The sequence below is a fragment of the Streptomyces sp. NPDC107528 genome (genome assembly GCF_055639295.1).
In genome coordinates, this window is record NZ_JBVKAV010000006.1 from 147,283 (window position 1) to 166,932 (window position 19,650).

Annotated in this window: 13 protein-coding genes; 6 read left to right on the forward strand and 7 right to left on the reverse strand. The window is 73.0% G+C overall.

The window, feature by feature from the left end:
- Positions 1–57 precede the first annotated feature (57 nt).
- The 5 genes from ACZ7L5_RS20500 to ACZ7L5_RS20520 are packed head-to-tail and all read right to left on the reverse strand — an operon-like array spanning position 58 to position 10,772.
- Positions 58–2,250: a hypothetical protein gene (locus tag ACZ7L5_RS20500; protein ID WP_471518233.1), complete on the reverse strand. Its 2,193-nt coding sequence runs from the start codon at positions 2,248–2,250 to the stop codon at positions 58–60.
- Positions 2,247–3,557: a VWA domain-containing protein gene (locus tag ACZ7L5_RS20505; protein WP_471518234.1), complete on the reverse strand. Its 1,311-nt coding sequence runs from the start codon at positions 3,555–3,557 to the stop codon at positions 2,247–2,249. Before ACZ7L5_RS20505 ends, ACZ7L5_RS20500 begins: the two co-directional genes overlap by 4 nt.
- The gene (locus ACZ7L5_RS20510; RefSeq protein ID WP_471518235.1) at positions 3,554–6,016 is read right to left on the reverse strand and encodes a DUF5682 family protein; all 2,463 of its coding nucleotides are present in this window, start codon (positions 6,014–6,016) and stop codon (positions 3,554–3,556) included. The genes ACZ7L5_RS20505 and ACZ7L5_RS20510 overlap by 4 nt, the downstream gene beginning before the upstream one ends.
- Positions 6,016–7,116, reverse strand: coding sequence for an ATP-binding protein (locus ACZ7L5_RS20515; protein WP_471518236.1), 1,101 nt, complete (start codon positions 7,114–7,116; stop codon positions 6,016–6,018). Before ACZ7L5_RS20515 ends, ACZ7L5_RS20510 begins: the two co-directional genes overlap by 1 nt.
- A complete protein-coding gene (locus tag ACZ7L5_RS20520) occupies positions 7,113–10,772 on the reverse strand; it encodes a WGR and DUF4132 domain-containing protein (protein ID WP_471518237.1) in 3,660 nt (1,219 codons plus the stop codon). Before ACZ7L5_RS20520 ends, ACZ7L5_RS20515 begins: the two co-directional genes overlap by 4 nt.
- 149 nt (positions 10,773–10,921) lie before the next feature.
- Between ACZ7L5_RS20520 and ACZ7L5_RS20525 the strand changes: the two genes are divergently transcribed.
- From ACZ7L5_RS20525 to ACZ7L5_RS20540, 4 genes are all read left to right on the forward strand, one after another.
- Positions 10,922–11,359 carry a hypothetical protein gene (locus ACZ7L5_RS20525; protein WP_471518238.1) on the forward strand — a complete coding sequence of 146 codons (438 nt, stop codon included), beginning with the start codon at positions 10,922–10,924 and terminating at the stop codon, positions 11,357–11,359.
- A gap of 162 nt (positions 11,360–11,521) precedes the next feature.
- Positions 11,522–11,968: a hypothetical protein gene (locus ACZ7L5_RS20530; protein WP_471518239.1), complete on the forward strand. Its 447-nt coding sequence runs from the start codon at positions 11,522–11,524 to the stop codon at positions 11,966–11,968.
- Positions 11,965–12,303 carry a DUF7737 domain-containing protein gene (locus tag ACZ7L5_RS20535; RefSeq protein ID WP_471518471.1) on the forward strand — a complete coding sequence of 113 codons (339 nt, stop codon included), beginning with the start codon at positions 11,965–11,967 and terminating at the stop codon, positions 12,301–12,303. The genes ACZ7L5_RS20530 and ACZ7L5_RS20535 overlap by 4 nt, the downstream gene beginning before the upstream one ends.
- A 63-nt stretch (positions 12,304–12,366) precedes the next feature.
- Positions 12,367–14,643, forward strand: a complete 2,277-nt coding sequence (locus tag ACZ7L5_RS20540) for a DEAD/DEAH box helicase (RefSeq protein WP_471518240.1) — start codon at positions 12,367–12,369, stop codon at positions 14,641–14,643.
- A 91-nt stretch (positions 14,644–14,734) separates the two neighbouring features.
- Here ACZ7L5_RS20540 and ACZ7L5_RS20545 read toward each other — a convergent pair whose 3' ends face one another.
- Positions 14,735–15,646, reverse strand: a complete 912-nt coding sequence (locus tag ACZ7L5_RS20545; protein ID WP_471518241.1) for a LysR family transcriptional regulator — start codon at positions 15,644–15,646, stop codon at positions 14,735–14,737.
- A 95-nt stretch (positions 15,647–15,741) separates the two neighbouring features.
- On the opposite strand from ACZ7L5_RS20545, the gene ACZ7L5_RS20550 reads away from it, so the two are divergent.
- The gene (locus ACZ7L5_RS20550) at positions 15,742–16,572 is read left to right on the forward strand and encodes an oxidoreductase (protein WP_471518242.1); all 831 of its coding nucleotides are present in this window, start codon (positions 15,742–15,744) and stop codon (positions 16,570–16,572) included.
- 206 nt (positions 16,573–16,778) lie between these two features.
- Positions 16,779–18,356, forward strand: coding sequence for a S8 family peptidase (locus ACZ7L5_RS20555; protein ID WP_471518243.1), 1,578 nt, complete (start codon positions 16,779–16,781; stop codon positions 18,354–18,356).
- Positions 18,357–18,363: 7 nt separating this feature from the next.
- On the opposite strand, the gene ACZ7L5_RS20560 is transcribed toward ACZ7L5_RS20555, so the two are convergent.
- Complete coding sequence (locus tag ACZ7L5_RS20560) at positions 18,364–19,578, reverse strand: serpin family protein (RefSeq protein WP_471518244.1); 1,215 nt, start codon at positions 19,576–19,578, stop codon at positions 18,364–18,366.
- Positions 19,579–19,650 lie beyond the last annotated feature (72 nt).

The following is a 19,650-nucleotide window of genomic DNA, read 5'->3' on the forward strand; positions in this document are numbered from 1 at the left end:
GGTATGGCAACGGGCGCCACATCGACCCGAGTTGTCAGGCCGGGTGCGCCCCGTCCCTCAGCCATCCGGGTTCCCGGCGGTGTCGAGCCCTTCGGCTCCTTCCACGTGCACTTCCAGGCTCACCGCCAGCTGGATCTGGGCGTCCACCCAGGCTGGGACGGCCGCCGTCGCGCCGTCCCGGTGGAGGGTCGTGTCCAGGTCGCGTATCAGGCGGGCGGCGGTGTGCAGACCGGCGCGTTGGAGTGCCGCCGCACTGTCGGTCAGGCGGGTGCGGCCGGGCGCCGTCACTCGGCGCAGGCCGTGGTGGGCTGCCTGGGCCAGGGCGGCGATGGCAGATTCCAGTGCCGTGGTGATCGGGTCCGTGGAACGGGCCCGGGCCATGGCGAGGGTGGTGTCGCCTTCGCCCGGAGCGAGGTCGGGGATGATCACGCCCTTGGAGGTCAGCACGGCCAGCGGGTCCAGGACGATCCTGCCGTGGGCGCGGTTCAGCATGCCGCTGACGCCGTGGACCTCCTCGTCGCCGAGCGCGGCGGCCAGCGCGTCCAGTCCGCCGGGGCAGAGGGGGTTGTAGGCGGCGCGGACCAGGATCTCGTTGCCGGCCGGATCGCGTACGACCGCTTCCAGCCGTTGCGCGGCGGGGTCGTAGCCGACGGACTCCACCGCGGTCACTTCGACCACCCGCACCGACTCCGCCTCGACCCGCGGGCGGATCAGCCGGGGCGGCCGTTCGCCGGCGGCCCGCAGATGCGCGGCGGTGTCCCGCAGCAGCAGACTGCCGGGCAGTTCCCGCCAGGCCGAGCCGAGCGGGGTGACGCTCGTGGCGGCGATGCGGCCCCGGGAGATGGAGACGGTCCGGTCGGCGGCCCGTGAGGTGTGCTCGCTGACCACGTTAGCGGTGGCGAGGGTGCGCAGGGGCGAGCCGAGCAGGCGGCGGCCGGCCAACTCGTGCCCGGTGAGGGACTGGTCCTCCGTCAGCTCCCAGCGCTTGCGCAGCACCAGCGCGATTCCGGCTTCGGCGTGGGCGAAGTACGTCTCGGCGGTCCGGTCGCGCGCCGTGCCGCCGATCCGGCAGCCGAGCGCCACCAGCCGCACCCGGCGCAGCGCGGTCTCCGGTGCCTCCTTGGTGCCCAGCACCCCGACCGGGTCGTGGCCGGCGGCCCGGTGCCGGGCGTGCAGCTCGGCCAGCAGCAGGGCGAAGCGCTCCGCCTCGTAGTGCGTGCCGCGTGTGGCGTACGCGTCGATCTGCTCCCGCAGTTCGGCCACCGCGCCGGCGGGCCAGTGCAGCGAGGCGCAGGTCAGCGCTTCTTGGGCGCGGGCGAGGGAGCCGGCGAAGACCGGGCCCGTCTGCTGGACGCCGTCCAGGAGGAGGTCGTCGGCGAGGGCCAGCGCGGTGCGGAGGGGACCGTCGGTGAGGTGTGCGGTGGCGCTGGGGGTACGGCCGCCGACGCTCACCTCGGTGATGCGGGGGGTGTTGGGGGTGGCCGCGGGTGCTGGTGCCGGTGCCGGTGCCGGTGCTGGTGCGGGCGTGGGTGCTGTGGCAGCTGGGGTGGTTGCGCCGTCTGCCGTCATCGCCCCGTCCGTGCCGTCCGCGGCCCGGAACGCCCAGGCCGCCAGGACCACCACCTCGCCGCGCAGGGCGGCGGACGCGTCGGTGAGGGCGTAGCCCAGTTCGTGGGGGACGGGGAAACGGACGGTGCAGGTGGGCAGTTCGACGCGGGGTTCCGGGTCGGCGGCCGTGGGGCGGTGCAGTCGGGCGACGTAGCCGCGGTCCTTGACGCGCTGAGCGGCAAGCAGGGCGGCCCGGCCCAGCGCGGCGGTCAGCGCGTCGTCGTCGAACTCGGCCGGCGTCCAGTCGACGAACTCGGCCTTGGCGGCGGGCGAGTCATCTTCCGGGGCGGACTCGGCCGTGTGCTGATACGCGCGCTGGTACGCGAGCACCAGTCCGATGTGGTGGCGGCACACGCCCGTCGCCGCACAGCCGCAGTCCGCCGCGTCCAGACCGAGGCCCGGTGGGAGAGCCGTATCCGTCCCGTCCGGGAAGCGTCCGCGTACGGTGCCGTCGTCGGAGACGGTCACTTCAGGACCGGAGCCCGCCGCCACCTCCTTCTCGGCACGCTTGACGAGGCCGCGGTTGGCGAGGGAGGCGAGCGTCCTGGGAGTGAGGGCCAGCAGATCGGTGCGGAGCGTCGTTGGCAGCGTCGTTGGCTGTGTCGTCCGAGTGGTCTGAGTCGTCTGAGTCGTCTGAGTCATCCGAGACCTCCCGGTCCGCCGTGTCCGCCGGGTCCGCCCTGTCCTCCCCGGCCGACCTTCTCCGCCACGAATTCGGCCAGCCGGCCCGGCGTCATCGCGCCCACCGGGGCGCCGGCCTGCGCCAGCCGCCCGGCCAGACCGCGGTCGTAGACGGGGTCGGCGGCCTCGTCGAGGGCGGCCAGACACAGCACCGTGGTGCCCTGCTCGACCAGTCGGCGCACGGTACGGACCAGGCGATACGGGTCGCCGCCCTCGTAGAAGTCGGAGACCAGGGCGACGATGGTGCGCCGTGGGTTCTCGACCAGGGAGGCGCCGTAGTCGACGGCTCGGGCGATGTCCGTGCCGCCGCCCAGCTGCACTCCCATCAGCAGCTCCACGGGGTCGGTCACCTCGGACGTCAGGTCGACCACCTCGGTGTCGAAGGCGACCAGGTGGGTCTTCAGGCCCGGCAGGCTCCACAGGCAGGCGGCGGTCACGGCGGAGTGGATCACCGAGCCGGCCATGGAGCCCGACTGGTCCACCAGCAGCACCAGTTGCCACTGTTCCAGGTGGCGACGGGTGCGCGAGTGGAAGTGCGGGCGCTGGATGAGGATGCGGCGTTCCTCGGGCTGGTAGTGGGCGAGATTGGCGCGGATCGTGGTCCGGAAGTCGAAGTCGCGGGCCAGGGGCAGCCGGCTGGGGCGGCGGGAGCGGGAGCCGGTGAACGCCCGGCGGACCTCCGGGCGCAGGCGCTCCATCAGCTGCCGTACGACGGTCTCGACGATCCGGCGTGCCGCGGCCAGCACTTGGGGGTTCATCAGGTGCTTGGTGCGCAGGACGGCGCGCAGCAGGGTCTGGCTGGGCTCGACGCGGGCGAGGACGTCCGGGTCGGTGACGATCTCGTGGATCCCGTACTGCTCCACGGCGTCCCGCTCCAACCGCTCCACCGTCTCCTTCGGGAACAGCCGGTGGATGTCGTCGAGCCAGTCGACGGCGGTGAGTTGGGACGGCCCGTCGCCGCCCTCGCGGGAGTCGGACTTCGACCCGCCTCTGCGCACCCCACGACGACGCAGGTCCTCGTCACGGCCGTAGAGCCAGTCGAGCGCGGCGTCCCGGGCGACGGCGGAACCGCGCAGCGGCCCGGTGCAGCGCTCGGCGGGGGAGCCGAGGATCAGGCGCCAGCGTTCGAGGGCGGGGTCCGGGGACGTGGTGTCCGGCGAGGTGGGGGCCGGGGATGTGGGGTCCGGCGAGACGGGATTCGGGGACGTGGGAATCGAGGACGTGGGGTCCGGCGAGGCCGGCGGCTGCTTCGGTGTCGGGGAGTTCATCGCAACGCCCCCAACCCGTGCCGGTCCAGCAGTCGGGCCACGTTCTCCTCCAGGGCTCGGGCGCGGGCGAGTTGCAGCGGGTCGGCGGTCGTCCGCAGCAGCGAGCGGGCCGAGCCGTGCCTGCCGCGCCGCTGAAGCAGGCGTTCCGCGATGCGCTCGCGTTCGCGGGGCGGGAAGAAGGCGAAGGCCTGGCGGAGGGCGGGCAGGCCGGTGAGGAAGTCGTCCTCGGCCATCGCGGCGACGATGCCGTCCAGGACGTCGATCAGGGGCGCGCCGCCGGCATCCGCGCCGCCGACCCTGTCGACCTCCGCGCTGACCTTCCCGGCAGCCGTCGCGTCTCCGGCGCCGCCGGCCGTCGCACCTGCGGCCACCTCCTCACGGGCCAGCGCGAACAGGCCGGCCAGCCAGTCGCCGAGAGTGTCGGCGGCACCGGCCGCAAGTGCCTGTACGGCCGTCGCCGGGTCGTCGGGGACGCCCAGCGCCCAGCGCAGACCGAACGCGGCGCCCCGAAGATCGGCCGGGGCACGCCGGTCGCGGCCGATCCGGGAGGCGGCCTCGGCGGCGGCTTCACGGGTGACCGACAGCAACTCCGGGGCGTGCAGCAGCGCGTCGCGCGCGGCGGCCAGTGCGCGCAGCCGCGCGAAGTCCACGCCGGGGCCGCCGTGCAGCCCCTCCGCCAGCCAGAACACGCGGTCGGCGGCGCCCGCGACAACACTGCCCAGCAGCCGGCCGCGGGCCACGCCGAACACCCGGTCGTGCCGCCACAGCCCAAGCGCCGCGGTCAGCACCTCGCCCAGCGACCCCAGTTCCCGGACCTGGCCGACCTGCTTGGCCAGCAAGTCCAGCAGTTCGTCGCAGAGCGGGCCGACGCCGCACAGCACCGCGTCGAACAGCAGCCCGGCCAGCGGTCCGGCGTCCGCGCCGAGCGCACGCGCCCGCTCACCGAGCAGCACCGAGGCCGCCTCGTCCAGCCGCGCCCCGTACGCACCCGCCTCGATGAGCGCGGCCTCCCGCCCGCTCACCGGACCGGGTTCCCAGCGCTCGGTGAACACCGGATCGGCGCCGTCGGACGGGCCCGAGACCCGGGTGAAGCCGGGGACGTCCAGTACGCGCAGGCGGTGCAGGACCCGGCTGCGCGTCAGCCCGTTCGGGTCGGTGAGGTCGAAGGTGACCGGGGCGTCCGCGTCGGCCAGGCCCAGGCGGGCGAGCTGTTCTGCGACGTCGTGCACGAGCGGGGGCAGGGGTGTCTCGGGGTGCAGCAGGCCCTCGGTCTCGCCGGCGCAGGCGGCGACCATCTCCACCACGACCGGATGGCTGCCGGCGCCGAGCGTGCCCCTACCGGTCCACGGCAGCGGCTGCTCCAGATCGTCGCTGATCAGCGCACCGGCCAGACCGTCGAGGACATCCACCCGGGTCTCGTACGGATGCCCCCGCATCAGGGCCAGCCCCTGGGCCAGACCGCGCGCGGCGATCAGATCGGCCGTGGACACCGGGATCCTGCGGGCGCGCAGCCGCTCGGCGACGGAGCGCAACAGGCCCTGCGCCGCGGCGCCCGCACCGCCTTCCCACAGCTGTTGGTAGTAGCCGGGCGAGGGCATGCCGGACTGGTAGCCGGCGAAGGCGTCCAACTGCCGGAAGGAGTACGGCACCAGGAAGCTGCCGCCGAGAGCGCCGTCCGGCGGGGCGGGGACCTCCGGCCAGTCGGCGGCCCCGTCGGACCCGCTGTCGCCAGGGCCGCCGCCCCGGAACGACAGCGCGCGCAGCGCCGGCTGGTGGAAGCCGCCAGTCACCACCAGCACGGGCCGCTCCCCGGCGCGGGCCACCGCGGTCCGTACCCAGGACGCCATGTACTCCTCGCGCGCCCGGTCGCCGGGGTCGGCCTCCGCGTCGCCGCGGACCAGCTCGAAGTAGGCGTCGAGGCGGGCCCGGAGGGCGTCCGGGTCAGGCGGCTCGGCTCCGTCTCCCGGCTCGGCCCCGTCACCCGGTTCGGCGACCTCGAAGAGCCCGTCCCACAGTGCGTCCACCGAGTCCACGGCGAAGTGCGCGCACAGCCGTCGGGTCGCCTCCGTGTACCTCGCCTCGGCGTCGGCGTAGCGGTTGGTCTGCCGGTCGGCGCCTTCCGCGAAGGCCGGATGCCAGGCCGGCAGGTCGATGAACCGCACGTCCGCACCGGCGGCGCGACCGTCCCGCAGTGCGATCCACTCCGGGGAGTAGTCGCACAGCGGGGCCCACGAGGTCGCGACGCGATTCTCGTCGCGGTAGTGGCTGAAGACGGCGACGGGCAGCCGGTGGCCGAGCAGCAACTCGTCCAGCCGGTCGTTCATGTCCGCCGGGCCCTCCACCAGGACGTACGCCGGCCGCAGCGTCTCGATTGCGTGGCTGACCAGGCGGGCGCACGCCGGCGAGTGGTGCCGTACGCCGAGGAACACGACCGAGCCGGAGTCGACGGTGCAGGTCATCAGTCCGCCAGCAAATGCCGTGCGTCGTGCAGTGCCTGCCACTGCGCCCCCTTGCGCCGAGGCACGTCCTGCTCCAGGAACCGCCGGAGCCGGGCGAGGTCCTCGGGGCTGTCCTTGGCGGCCGTGCCCGCCAGGCTCGTCACCACGTCGGCCGCGCTGCCCGGCTCGCCGCGCAGGAACCACGCACGCACCCCCACCGCGTGCGCGACGGACACGGCCTCGGCGGTGCTCATCACCGTGGACATCCGCTCGCCCCGCTCCGCCGGGCCGCGCAGCTCCCGGAACGTGCCCACCAGGACCTCCAGCACGTCCCGGCGCGGCGCCGCCTCCACGCCCGACTGCCGCAGCAACGCCGTGGCCTCGGCCTCGACCAGCGCCAGCTCGGTGTCGAAGTCGGGAATCGGGAAGACCGTCTCGAAGTTGAAGCGACGCTTGAGCGCGGCGCTCATCTCGTTGACGCCCCGGTCGCGGGTGTTGGCGGTGGCGATGACGTTGAAGCCCTGCCGGGCGAAGACCATGCCCTGCGGCCCGTCCAGCTCGGGGATGGCGATCACCCGGTCGGACAGCAGCGACAGCAGGCAGTCCTGCACCTCCAGCGGGCAGCGGGTGATCTCCTCGAAGCGCACGATCCGGCCCTCGGCCATGCCGCTCAGCATGGGCGCGGGGACGAGGGAGCGGGGCGAGGGGCCCTCGGAGACCAACAGGGCGTAGTTCCAGGAGTACTTGATCTGGTCCTCGGTGGTGGCCGCGCCGCCCTGCACGGTGAGCGCGGAGCTGCCGCTGACGGCCGCCGCGATCAGCTCGGACAGCAGCGACTTCGCCGTGCCCGGCTCGCCCACGAGCATCAGGCCGCGGTTGGTCGCCAGGGTGACGAGGGCGCGCTCCACCAGGGAGACGTTGCCGACGAACTTCCGGCTGATGCCCGCCCGTTCGTCGCCGACGATGAAACGGCGGGCGGCACGCAGGCTGAGCTGCCAGCCCGGCGGGCGCGGGTCGCCGTCGCCGGCACGCAGGGCGGCGATTTCCTCGGCGTGGCGGACCTCGGCCGGTGGGCGCTGGAGCTGCTCGTCGGCGCCTTCGACGGTCACGGTCGCGGTCACTTCGCGGTCACCTCGGTGAGATCGGCCAGGATTTCGGAGGCGATGACGGGGTCGAGGCCGCCGAAGCGCAGCTTGTACTCGCGCCTGCGCCAATAGTCGTCCGGCCTGGTGTCGAGAAACACCGTCTCGAACTTCTGGTCGCCGAACTCCTCGACCATGCCGACGGCGATCCCCGGGTCGAGTTCGATCACCAGGTAGCGGTCCGTGGCCATCCGACGGGAGAACCAGCGCTCCACGCCCGCGTCCTGCGGTGTGCCCCGCTCCCAGCCCCGCTTGGTCAGGCCGAGCAGCTTGCCGACCGGTGCGGTGGCCCCCTCGAAGCGGGCCAGCCGGTGACCCGCTGACTCCTCCTCGGTGAGCGCGTGCACGGCCCGGCCCAACTGCGGGAAGGGCTGGAGGATCTCGTAGTCGGCGAACAGCTCCGACCAGGCGCCGAGATCCTCACCCAGGTGCAGCGGATGCGCCAGCCGGACGCTTGCCTCGTCGCGCAGCGTCAGCTCGTCGTCCTCGACGTCGGCGAACGAACGGTCCTCCGCCACCCGGAACGCCGTCATCTCACCGTCCACCTCGCTGAGCCAGACCAGGCGCCGCACCAGATGCCACAGCAGGGGATGCGCCACGAACAAATCCCGGAACTCCGCGGCCGGCCAGGAGCGCTGGGCGACCATGGCCGCCTCCAGCCGCCGCACCTGGTCGCCGGCGACGGTACGGACGTCCTTCTTCAGTGCCGCGAACCGCTTGCGCTCGGCCGGCGCGAGCTCCGGGTCGTCCTTGGCGGCGGGCGCGGGCAGAGCCTTGCGGGGCTTGCCGTCGGCGTCGCGGACGTACGGCCGCAGCTGCTCGTCGAAGCCGACGGTGAACTGCCGGGTGCCGTAGTCGATGACGGTGCTGCCGTCGGCGTCGAGACCGAAGTCGGGGACGAGCCGGTCGCCCAGCTGCTCCGGCGTGAGGCCCAGTCCCTCGGCGACCTCGGCGATCTTCTCCTGGGCGCGGACCTTCAGGGCCTTGAACGGCACCCGCTGGGCGATGCCGTGCAGATGCAGCAGCGCCACGTCGGTGCCGATCGTCGCGAGGACGTTCAGCCCCTCCACGGCACGGTGGTGCGCCCCCTCACCGGGCCACGCGCGCAGCACGGGAGTCAGGCGCCGGACGGTCTCGTCGTCCCCGAGCCAGCCCAGGGCATGCAGCGCCCAGCTCTCCTTCGGAGGCATCCCGGCGAGCCGCCACTGCTCGAACAGGCCCCAGGCGAAAGTGGCGAGGGAGTCGGCGGCACAGCGCTCGGTCAGCACGTCGAGGCCGGGGTAGACCTCGCCGGGCTTGGACACCGCCAGGACGGTCAGGGCGTGCCGTACCGCGTCGGCGGGCAGCGCGCCGCCCTCCTTCAGCAGGATCTGCGGCAACAGCGCCGGGTCGGCCCAGGCGCCCACGGCGGGCATCCGTGCCGGAAGTGCACTCTCCAGCGGATCGGCGGACAGCAGCTCCCCAACGATGTCCGCGGCCTCCTGCCCGCACTCGGCGACGGCCTTCAGCACCGCCTCGCCGCCCTGGGCGTCCGCCACCAGCCGCAGCGCCTGCTCGGCGCCCCGCCGCACGACGCCGGGCTTGCCCACCGCGTGGGGCACGAGGTACGGGACGGCGGCCAGACCGTGCCGCGCCAGCCACTCGCGGGCCGTCGCGTCGGCCGACTTCAGACGGGCCAGCCAGTCGCACACCAGCGCGGCGACCTCGACACTCAGATACGGCAGGACCGGCGCCCCCAGAGTGGAGGGATGCCGGGCGGCCGCGTGCAGCAGCAACGGCAGGGCGTGCACTTCGTGCTTGGCGGCGACCGGCTTGAGGGAGGACTCGCCGTCCCAGTAGTCCTTGGGGGCGCAGACGGCCAGCAGCGGCCGGACGACGTCCTCGGGCCCGTCGACGAACAGCCGGACGTCCCGGACGTCCTTCAACTGCTCGCCCCGCTGGAGGATTTCGATCTCCTTGGACCAGGTGTACTTCTTGCGCCACTCGGCGTACCAGGACTTGGTGCCGGCCCACTCCTCCCGCTCACCCGGCAGCCAGGCGGCCCGGGGCTCCGGGACGACCGGCGTCTCGTCCGCCACGCGCGCCTTGCGGGCCGTACGCCTCTTCGCCCACGGCGGGCTGACCAGCAGCGCGGGCAGCGCCTCCGGCGGGGCGTCGGCCACTCGGTCACTGCTGGTGAGCATCGGTTCGACGAGTTCGGCGACGGCGGCGGGCAGGTCGGGCAGCACGGCGGCCGTCAGCTTCCGGTGCGTATGGACGTGCGCGGCCAGCAACTGCCGGGCCATCGACGCGTACTTGGCGGAGCCGAGCGCCGCCTTGCCGAGTAGGCGCAGCGCGCGGACCGGGTAACGCCGCATCGCCTCCAGCAGATGCGGGCGTACGTGCTTGTCCTCGACACGGGCGAGAAGGATGCCGAAGGCGTCGTCCGACGGCAGCTCGACCAGGGCGCCGGCGAGGATCTTGGTCCGGTCGGAGCCGTACGCGACGTCCAGGCCCTCCTCCAGCCGTGGCGCGACCGCGGTGCCGGTCCCCTCGGCGAGCGTGGCGACGAACGCCATCGACCAGCCGCCCCAGTGCAGACGCAGCCTGCTGCCGAAGTGACCGAGCTGATCGGGGGAGCCGATCGAGCAGAGCAGCATCTCCCGGAGCAGCGGGTCGTCCACGACCTCGCCCGTGCAGCACTCGGCGACCCACTCCCGCTCGCCGGGCACCAGATAGGACACGACGATGCGACGACGCTCCGCGTCCCGGCACTGCGCGAGCGCGGCGACGGCGGCCCCGTAGGAGGGTTCGTCGGCCGCGGCGAGCAGGGCCCTCATCCGGTCCGCGAAGTGGGGGCGCGCCCACTGGCCCTCGACATAGCCGCCGGCGGGCCGGAAGCGCAGCCGGGGGTCCTGCCGGTTCATGCCGTACTGCTGCCAGTAGGCCTCGATGTCGAAGTACTCCACGACCGCACGAGCGGCGAAGGCCAGGCCGTGGTCCTGGACCCAGGTGTCGACGAAGACACCGCTGGGGAGTTGGTAGTGCACGGTCAGCGCGGCCAGGGCGGCCGCGCCGAGCGGACTGGGGCTCCCGCTCAGATGCGCGCGGGCCGCCTCGACGATCCGGGCTTCGCTCTTCGGAGAGGAGAGCATCTGCTCGATCCACTCCGCCTCCTCCTTCAGCCGGCCGGCCACCAGCTTCTCGGCGTCCTTGCGCGGCGCGACGGAGGCCCGCCTGATCCCGCCTCGCCTCGGATGGACCAACCGCCGCCAGGCAACCGGTACTTCGAAGGTCTCCTCATCGGGCAGGACGACCTCATCGGGCAGGACGACCTCATCGGGCTGGACGACTTCATCGGGCGGGACGACCCCGTCCGGCGACGCCGGCGGCGAATCCACCGCCGGCGCCGACTCCACAGCCCGCGCCGAATCCTCGGCAGCGACCTCGGCCGAAACCTCCCGATACCCCTTGCGCTCCTTCTCCGCGATCACCTTCGCCAGATGGACTTCGGCGGCCTCGGTCGAGTCCAGCTCCTTCACCTGCGTACGGCCCTCGGCGCCAACTCGCCCGTAGCGCACGGTGACAGCGGCGCCCTCGGCCTCCGCCTCCCAGAACTTCGCCGAACCGTCCCCGACAAACTCCCAGCGCCGCACGGCCCCTCCCCTTCGCCGACCCCCCGGTCGGTGATCGTTCGATCAATTGGCCGCCACAGTAATGGGGGCCACTGACAACGGGATGGCGGTGTGAGCGCGGGGCGGATCGGCCCGGAGGCGATGTCAGTGCCGGCTGCCATGATCCCCGCATGGACTACGAAAGGGACGCGGCGCACCCCGACTTGTCGCAGGTCTGCGCCGAGGAGCTCGGCGGCATGCTCGTGGAGACGTACCAGGTGGACGTCTCGGAACGGCACGCGACGACGAGGTTCCGCGCCGCGATCGAGGAGGCGGCCGGGGAACGGCAGCCGCGCTGCACGCCGGACGTGTGCCGCCGGCTGTTCGAGATGCTCGCCGAGACGGCCGAGCAGCGCGGCTGGGCGGACCTCACCTTCGGCCTGGCCACGCTGGAGTGCTGCACCGGCCCGCTGCCCGACGTGTCCGAACCGGCCCGCCGACTGGTTGGGTTGCTGCTGGAGAAGGACACCGTGCGACAGCCGTATGCGTTGCTCGCGGTCGCGGCCTCGCGGACGAGGCGACACTGCGGGCGGCCGTGGAGCGCCTCTCCCAGGACGTCGGCCCAGTGATCGCCGACGAGATCGCCGTCATCGCCGCCCTCGGCCGGGCCGAGCGGGCGCGGCTGGCCGAGATCGACCGGAGCGACAGGTTCAGCTCGCCGCCGCCGCCGTCGCTCACGGACGCCTGGCGCGGTGCGGCCGAGACGGCCCCCTACGTGGCGTTCACCCGCCGTGCCCTGCCACTGCGCGGCCTCCCCGCGCCGGTCCACCCGCGACCACGCCGCCCTCGTCAAGGAGCTGCGCGAGCTGGTGAAGCGGGTGAACGCCCAACTCGTCACCCTCGCCCGGGCGCTGGAGGGCGGTTTCACGGTCGAGGGGGACGGCGACGCGGCCGAGCGCACCCTGGCGGCGGGGGAGTGGCAGGTGCGCTTCTTCCACACCTGGTACGACTGGGCCGACGGCGACGAACTGGCCTCCACCGACCAGGTCCGCTTCGCCCGCCGGGCCGACGGCGCCTGGCGTGAGGCGCCGCTCGCGGACGTGCCCCCGCTGGTGTTCAGCGAGGCGATGCGGGACATCGACCTCTTCGTCGGCGTGACCTCCATCGCCGCCGACCCCGACTGGACCGACGTCGGCCCCGGGCGCACCTACTGGGAGCGGCCGGCTTCGCCGAACTGACCGAGAGCGCGGCATCCCGGCGCGACGCCCTGGAGCGGATCGTGCCCCGCCTGGAGATCGCCGACCGGTGCTCGCTCGACGGCCGCTTCCTGGTCGTCCGCGGCGACCTGAGCACGTACAGAATCCACCTCGGCTCGGCCAACATCCTGATGGAACCGAACGGCAGCTATCTGTGCGTCGTCCCGGTAAGGGACAAGCGGGACAAGGACGAGGGGCGGGTGTTCCTGCCGTTCGAGGACGACCGGCTCTCGCTGATCCTCAGCAAGGCGTTCCTGCTGGCCGCCGACGCCCGGATCACGGACGGATCGATCCTGGCGCAGATCACGGGAAGCTAGCGCGCCCTGGATGGCAGGATGCGAAGGACGCGACGAGAGGGGCGGGAAGGGGCCGGGGGCGCGATGGGGCGGAATGAGCGGGAGACGGTGGCCCGGGGCGGGCGGCTGTACGAGGCGGCGCAGGCGGTGGCCGGTGACCATGCGCGAGCCGTCGCGGCCGTACGGCAGGCCCTGGAGCCGATCCATGACGACCTGGCCCGGCGCGAGCTGGACGTCATTCCGGTGGCCCGGCTCAAGGACGTCACCGAGGGCAGGCTGCGGCTGGGCGAGGTGGAGAAGGGCGGGTTCCGGACGGTCGGGCAGGTCCTCGACGCCGGGCCGTACCGTTTGCGCCAGCTGCCCGGGGTCGGACAGCAGACCGCCGACCAGACCGTGGCTGCCGCCCGGCGGATCGCCGACGCCGTACGGGACACCATCGCCGTACACATCGACGTGGACAGCCCGGAGCCCCGGACCACCGCCCTGGTGATGGCGCTCGGCGTGCTGGTGGAGGCGGGCGACGAGGCACGCCGGGCCGTCGACGCGGCCGGGGCGCTGACCGAGCGGCTCGGCCCGCTGCTGGCCGAGGCCGGGCCGGCGGCCGGGCGGCTGCGCATGCTGTTCGCCGGGCAGGCCAAGCGGGAACGGGCGCTGGCGGCCGTCGCCGAGATCCGCACCCTGACCGAACAGGCCGAACAGGACGGGGTGCCCGAGCTGCTCGCCCAGGCCTCGGTCGACCTGCTGCGCCGCCCGGAGTCCGAGGTCGCCGCCCTCGTCGATTTCGAGCTGCGCTCCGCCGAGTACTACGGCCTGCTCGCCGAGCTCTCCGGCCGCGCTCCCGATCCCGCGGCGGCCGAGGGGTTCCTGCCGGACGAGGTGGCGGAGCGGGTCAGGAACCAAACGCTCGACGACACGCACCGCCGGGTCTCCCTGCGCGGCTACCAGGCCTTCGGCACCCGCTTCGCCCTGGCCCAGCGCCGGACGATCCTCGGCGACGAGATGGGGCTCGGCAAGACGATCCAGGCCATCGCCGCGCTGGCCCACCTCGCCGCCGAGGGGCAGAGTCACTTCATGGTGGTCTGCCCGGCCAGCGTGCTGATCAACTGGACCCGGGAGATCGAGAAGCGCAGCGCGCTGCGCGTGACTCCGCTACACGGCCCCGAACGGCAGGAGGCGTTCGCCCACTGGAAGGGCCGGGGCGGCGTCGCGGTCACCACCTTCGACGCCCTGCGCGGCTTTCCGGTGCCGGGCGGCGGCGAGCTGGGCATGCTCGTCGTCGACGAGGCGCACTACGTCAAGAACCCCGCGACCCGCCGCTCCAGGACCGTCTCCGAGTGGGCGGAGCACTGCGACCGCGTGCTGTTCATGACCGGTACGCCCATGGAGAACCGCGTCGAGGAGTTCCGGAGCCTGGTGCGGATCCTGCAGCCGGGCCTGGCCGAGTCCGTCGACGAGCACGACGGCGTTGCCGGTTCCAAGGCGTTCCGGAAGGCGGTCGCGCCGGTCTATCTGCGCCGTAACCAGCAGGACGTCCTCACCGAACTCCCCGCGCTCCAGCACACGGACGAGTGGGAGGAGCCCAGCGCGGCGGACGAGGAGGCCTACCGCGAGGCCGTGCGGGCCGGCAACTTCATGGCGATGCGCAGAGCCGCGTATGCCCGCCCGAAGCGGTCGGCGAAGCTGGACCGGCTGAGCGAGATCGCCGAGGAGGCCGCCGAGAACGGGCTGAAGGTCGTCGTGTTCTCCGCGTTCCGGGACGTACTCGCGGTCGTGCGGGAGGCGTTGGTGCTCGCGGACGTACCGGGAGCGACGCAGCCGTCGGATCCGCCGGAAGACGGACGGGGCGCCGAAGGGCTCAACGGGCGGCTCAACGGACGGGTCAACGGGCCGGTCAACGGGCGGGTCTTCGGGCCGATTTCGGGGAGCGTGCCGCCCGCCCGCAGACAGCAGCTCGTCGACGACTTCGCCGCCGCGCCCGGCCATGCCGTGCTGCTGTCGCAGATCGAGGCGGGCGGAGTGGGCCTCAACATGCAGGCCGCGTCCGTCGTCATCCTCTGCGAGCCGCAGCTCAAGCCGACCGTCGAGCATCAGGCGGTCGCCCGCGCCCACCGCATGGGCCAGGTCCGCTCGGTGCGCGTGCACCGCCTGCTGTGCACGGGCGGGGTCGACGAACGGCTCGTGCGCATGCTGGAGAACAAGACCCGGCTGTTCGACGCGTACGCCCGCCGCAGCGCGGTCGCCGAGGCGACACCGGACGCCGTCGACATCTCGGACATCGCCATCGCCCGCCGCATCGTCGAGGAGGAGCAGGCCCGGCTGGGCACGACCCCGGCAACGGAGCCCGCTACGGAAGGGGCGTGAGTCCCGGGCGACGAGGGGCCATGACGACGTACCAGGGCCCGCTCCCGCCCGCCGCCCTGCGCGGTCAAGGCCGCCCCGCCGCCCGGCGCGGTCAGGCCCGCCCCGCCGCCCGGCGACAAGCCTCCGCATACGCCCGTACGAGCGGCCGCCCGGCATCCTCGCGCCGCCAGGCCAGCGCATACCGGCTCGCCGACAGCCCCCGCACCGGACGCGTCACCACCGAGCCCAGAGAGACCAGCGGGGCGTTGCCCGCGGCCACCAGGCAGACCCCGAGCCCCGCGACCAGCGCCTCGTACGTCTCCTCGGTGCTCGCGATCTCCGCTCCGATGCGCGGCGGGCGCCCGCCGCGCTCCTCCAGCGCCAGCCAGTGGTCACGCAACGGCCCCGCGCTCGCCGGCAGGGCGAGGAACGGCTCCTCGAACAGGTCCGTGAAGTCGACCTCCGCGCGGGCGGCCAGCGGATGGGCCTCGGGGAGCGCGACCAGTCGGGGCTCCTCCACGACCACGGTCCAGCCGTAACGTCCGGCGTCCGGCAGCGGCAGCCACACGAAGGCCACGTCGGCTTCGCCGTCCGCGAGGCCCGCCGTCGGGTCGTCCCAGCTCACTTGCCGCAGCCGCAGGGCCGTCTCCGGGTGCGCCGCGCTGAAACGGGAGCGGATCGCGGGCAACAGTCCACCGCACCCCGGACTGGTGCTCATGCCCACGACCAGCGTGCCGCGTGTTGCCGCCCGCGCGGCCTGAAGCGCCGCCGTCCCCTCCGACCAGGCGTCCAGCACCCGTCGGGCGTGCGGCAGCAGTGCCGTGCCGGCCTCGGTGAGGCTCACGCCCTGCGGCTCGCGGCGGAACAGCTCCATGCCCAGCTGCCGCTCCAGGGCGCGGACCTGCTTGCTGAGCGCCGGCTGGGAAACGTACAGCCGCTCGGCCGCGCGCGTGAAGTGCAGTTCCTCGGCCACCGTCACGAAGTAGCGCAGGTCCCGTACATGAACATCCATCGCCATGACCATCGGTTATCAGCGTGGGTCTTGGACGGGCAACCCCATGGCGCAGCAGGCTGGTCCACATCACGGCGATACGGGACACGACGACACGAGGAGCTGTCATGAACCAGGTGTGGCTGATCACCGGCGCCACCAGCGGCTTCGGAAGGGCGATCGCGGAGGCGGCGCTCGCCGGGGGCGACGTGGTGGTCGGCGCGGCACGGCGGCCCGAGGCCCTGGACGACCTGGTGGCCGCGCACCCCGACCAGGCCGAGGCGCTGCGCCTGGACGTCATGGAGACGGGTGCCGCACAAGCCGCCGTACAGGACGTGATCGCGCGGCACGGCCGGATCGACGTCCTGGTCAACAACGCGGGCCGCACCCACGTCGGCGCCTTCGAGGAGACGACCGAGCAGGAGCTGCGTGAGCTCTTCGACGTGCACGTCTTCGGGCCGGTCGCCCTCACGCGCGCCGTGCTTCCGCATATGCGCGAGCGGCGCTCCGGGGCGATCGTGCAGATGAGCAGCATGGGCGGGCAGATGTCCTTCGCGGGCTTCTCGGCGTACAGCGGAACGAAGTTCGCGCTGGAGGGGCTGTCGGAGGGGCTGGCGGACGAGGTCGCCGAGTTCGGCATCAAGGTGTTGATCGTGGAGCCGGGTTCCTTCCGTACGTCCCTGTTCGAGACGGGGCGCAGGGGGACCAGCGCGGACAGCGGCCTCTACCCCAAGGTGAGCCGGACCCGCGGCCTCGTGTCGGGCGGCGACGGCACCCAGCCCGGCGACCCGGCCAAGGCGGCGGCTCTGATCCTCGCCGCGCTGGGGTCCGACCGCACCCCGCTGCGCCTGCCTCTCGGCGAAGACGGCGTCGACGCCGTACTCGGTCATCTCGACCAGGTGCGCGGCGACATCGCGGCCTGGGAGAAGCGGACCCGGGCTACGTCCTTCGACGACTGACCTGATCCGGCGAACTCGGCAGAGCCCGACGGGCCGAGTTCGCCGTGCAGGCCCCTTGTGTAATTCCTGTGGAGTCCTCAATCTTTCGGCTGACGCACAGGTGCGACACGGACATTCGACCTGACATTTGACATGTCCCTGTCTACCTCGGGCGTGCACCCGTGCAACCCCCACCAGCGCACCACCGATTGAGGAGGATCCCTCAGATGGCAGTGATGCGTACTCCCCACAGCACGGCCCGCCGAAGAATGGCTCTGCTCAGCGCAGCGGCCACCGCGGCGCTCACCGCAAGCCTCGTCTCCGCACTCCCCGCCGCGGCCGCTCCCGAGGGCCGTATCCAGTACGCGGGCGCGGCCAACGCCGTCGCCGACAGCTACCTCGTGACCCTCAAGGCGGACCACGCCCGCTCAAGCTCCAAGGCGGGGCGGACCCTCGTCGAGGGGTACGGCGCCGGTATCGAGCGGACGTACAAGAAGGCTCTCAACGGCTACGCCATCGAGGCGTCGGAGGCGGAGGCCAAGGCGCTCGCCGCCGATCCGGCGGTCGCGTCGGTCGTCCAGAACCGCACGTTCAGCATCGACGCCACCCAGACCAACCCGCCCTCCTGGGGCCTGGACCGCATCGACCAGAAGAACCTGCCGCTGAACAGTTCGTACACCTACCCGGACTCGGCCGGGCAGGGCGTGACCGCGTACGTCATCGACACCGGCGTCCGCATCACCCACAGCGACTTCGGCGGCCGTGCCTCCTACGGCTACGACGCCATCGACAACGACAACACCGCCCAGGACGGCCACGGCCACGGCACGCATGTCGCGGGCACGGTCGCGGGCAACGCCTACGGTGTCGCCAAGAAGGCCAAGGTCGTCGGCGTCCGCGTGCTGAACAACTCCGGTTCCGGAACGACCGCTCAGGTCGTCGCCGGCATCGACTGGGTCGCCCAGAACGCCGTCAAGCCGGCCGTCGCCAACATGTCCCTCGGCGGCGGCGCCGACACCGCCCTCGACACAGCCGTACGCAACGCCATCGCCTCCGGCATCACCTTCGCCGTCGCGGCCGGCAACGAGTCGACCGATGCCTCCACCAGGTCGCCCGCACGCGTCACCGAGGCCATCACGGTCGGCGCGACGACCTCGACGGACGCCAGGGCGAGCTACTCCAACTACGGTTCGGTCCTGGATCTGTTCGCGCCCGGCTCGTCCATCACCTCGGCCTGGAACTCCAGCGACTCGGCGACCAACACCATCTCCGGTACGTCGATGGCGAGCCCGCACGTGGCGGGCGCGGTCGCGCTCCACCTCGCCGACAACCCCTCGGCCACCCCGGCCCAGGTCGCCTCGGCACTGACGTCCGCCGCCACGACCGGCGTCGTCACCAGCCCCGGCACGGGCTCGCCCAACCGGCTCCTGTACGTCGGCGGCGGTACGACCACCCCGCCCGGCCCGCGCTTCGAGAACGCCGGTGACTACGCCATCGCCGACAACGCCACGGTCGAGTCCCCGGTGACCGTCTCCGGCGTCTCGGGCAACGCGCCCGCGGCCCTGCCCGTCGAGGTGCACATCGTCCACACGTACATCGGCGACCTCCAGGTCCAGCTGATCGCCCCCGACGGCACGGCGTACACGCTGAAGTCGTATGGCACGGGGGGCAGTTCGGACAACATCAACACCACGTACTCGGTCAACGCCTCCTCGGAAGCGGCGGCCGGCACGTGGAAGCTGCGCGTGAGCGACAACGCGAACTACGACACCGGGCGGATCGACGCCTGGGCGCTGCAGTTCTGATTCCGGATCAGTAGTCCTCCTCGTCCTCGCGGTACGGCTCCGGGTCCGTGACCCAGCCGGCCGCGAGGACGAGCCGTGAGTGACGGTGCAGGGCGAGGAAGCCGAAGGGGCGGTCGTAGGTGGCCCGGACGGTGGTGGTCACCCAGCGCAGCTCTGGGATACCGCCGCCGCCGACCGCGCCCAAGGCGGTCACCGCGGCCGCCTCGAAGCCGCGGGCGCCGAACCGGGCCATCGCGGACTGCCGGGCCGCTTCGACGTGCAGAGGAAAGCCGCTGATTCCCGGGAAGTGACCGGGCGGCCGCGTCACTCTCGCGGTCGTGAGCCCGAACACGTCGTGGTGGTCGAGGAGGTCATGGACGGTCCGTGTCTCGTACGCCACGGTCCGGACCTCCAGGGTCGGCGGCTCGGGCGTCGCGCGGCGCTCCCTCACGACGCGCAGGCCGGGGCCCACGTCGCCGTAGGAGAGTTGGGGGCCGGGGACGATCGGATGCCTGCGGGCCAGGATCTCCACCCCTGCCCTCAGCACCTGGCGGGGCGCCATGCCCTCCTCGCCGAGCAGGAGATGCACGTCGATCGCGTTGTCGCCCAGTACCTTCAGCTCGGTGACGTGCCCCTCGGGCGTGTCCGCCACACCGACCCGGTCCAGCAACGTGCTGTCCCGCCACAGACCCTGCAGTTCCCGCCCGCACCAGGGCCCGGACTCCGGCATCCAGTACCCCTCACGAAACGGCATCAGCCACCGACTCCGCAACGCCAGCGCACTCGCCACCACCATCTCGGTGTCGTCGCCCAGCCGCACGGGCATCTCCTCGATCAACCCACCCGTCCGCTTCACCGCCCACGCGTCCAGCGCCGCCTTGTCGGCCTCCGCATTCCCCGTCAGCACCCCGTGCGCCTCCGCGGGCAGCCCCGCCTCCCACCGCTCCCGCAGCTCCAGCGTCCGCTTGGTCCACAGCCCGAGAGCCGAGTCCAGCCCCCGCATCGCCCCCATCGCGCCCAGCAACTCACGCGCCGCGCCCGCCGCTTCGTCCGCCGGCAACCCCACCGCGTCGGCCAGCTCCGCCCGCGCCGGACCGCCCGCCCCGTCCGCCAGGAAGGCGAGCAGCGGCCACACACCCGCAGCCGAGAACACGGTGCCGCCCTCGGAAGCAGCCGCCCACCGCGCCGTCAGCCCGTTGACCGCCCGGACCGTCGCATTCGTGACCCGCACCACGTCCCCCATCGCCCCACCCCACGCTTACGATTCGCCCAGTCGTACGCCAGTTCCCACCACCCGGCACCGCCGCCCGAACGC

Coding starts and splice junctions, on each gene's coding strand:
- ACZ7L5_RS20545 (WP_471518241.1), bottom strand. CDS start 15,646: ATGGTCATGGCGATGGATGTTCATGTACGGGACCTGCGCTACTTCGTG.
- ACZ7L5_RS20500 (WP_471518233.1), bottom strand. CDS start 2,250: ATGACTCAGACGACTCAGACGACTCAGACCACTCGGACGACACAGCCA.
- ACZ7L5_RS20540 (WP_471518240.1), top strand. CDS start 12,367: ATGGGGCGGAATGAGCGGGAGACGGTGGCCCGGGGCGGGCGGCTGTAC.
- ACZ7L5_RS20550 (WP_471518242.1), top strand. CDS start 15,742: ATGAACCAGGTGTGGCTGATCACCGGCGCCACCAGCGGCTTCGGAAGG.
- ACZ7L5_RS20555 (WP_471518243.1), top strand. CDS start 16,779: ATGGCAGTGATGCGTACTCCCCACAGCACGGCCCGCCGAAGAATGGCT.
- ACZ7L5_RS20560 (WP_471518244.1), bottom strand. CDS start 19,578: ATGGGGGACGTGGTGCGGGTCACGAATGCGACGGTCCGGGCGGTCAAC.
- ACZ7L5_RS20505 (WP_471518234.1), bottom strand. CDS start 3,557: ATGAACTCCCCGACACCGAAGCAGCCGCCGGCCTCGCCGGACCCCACG.
- ACZ7L5_RS20510 (WP_471518235.1), bottom strand. CDS start 6,016: ATGACCTGCACCGTCGACTCCGGCTCGGTCGTGTTCCTCGGCGTACGG.
- ACZ7L5_RS20525 (WP_471518238.1), top strand. CDS start 10,922: ATGGACTACGAAAGGGACGCGGCGCACCCCGACTTGTCGCAGGTCTGC.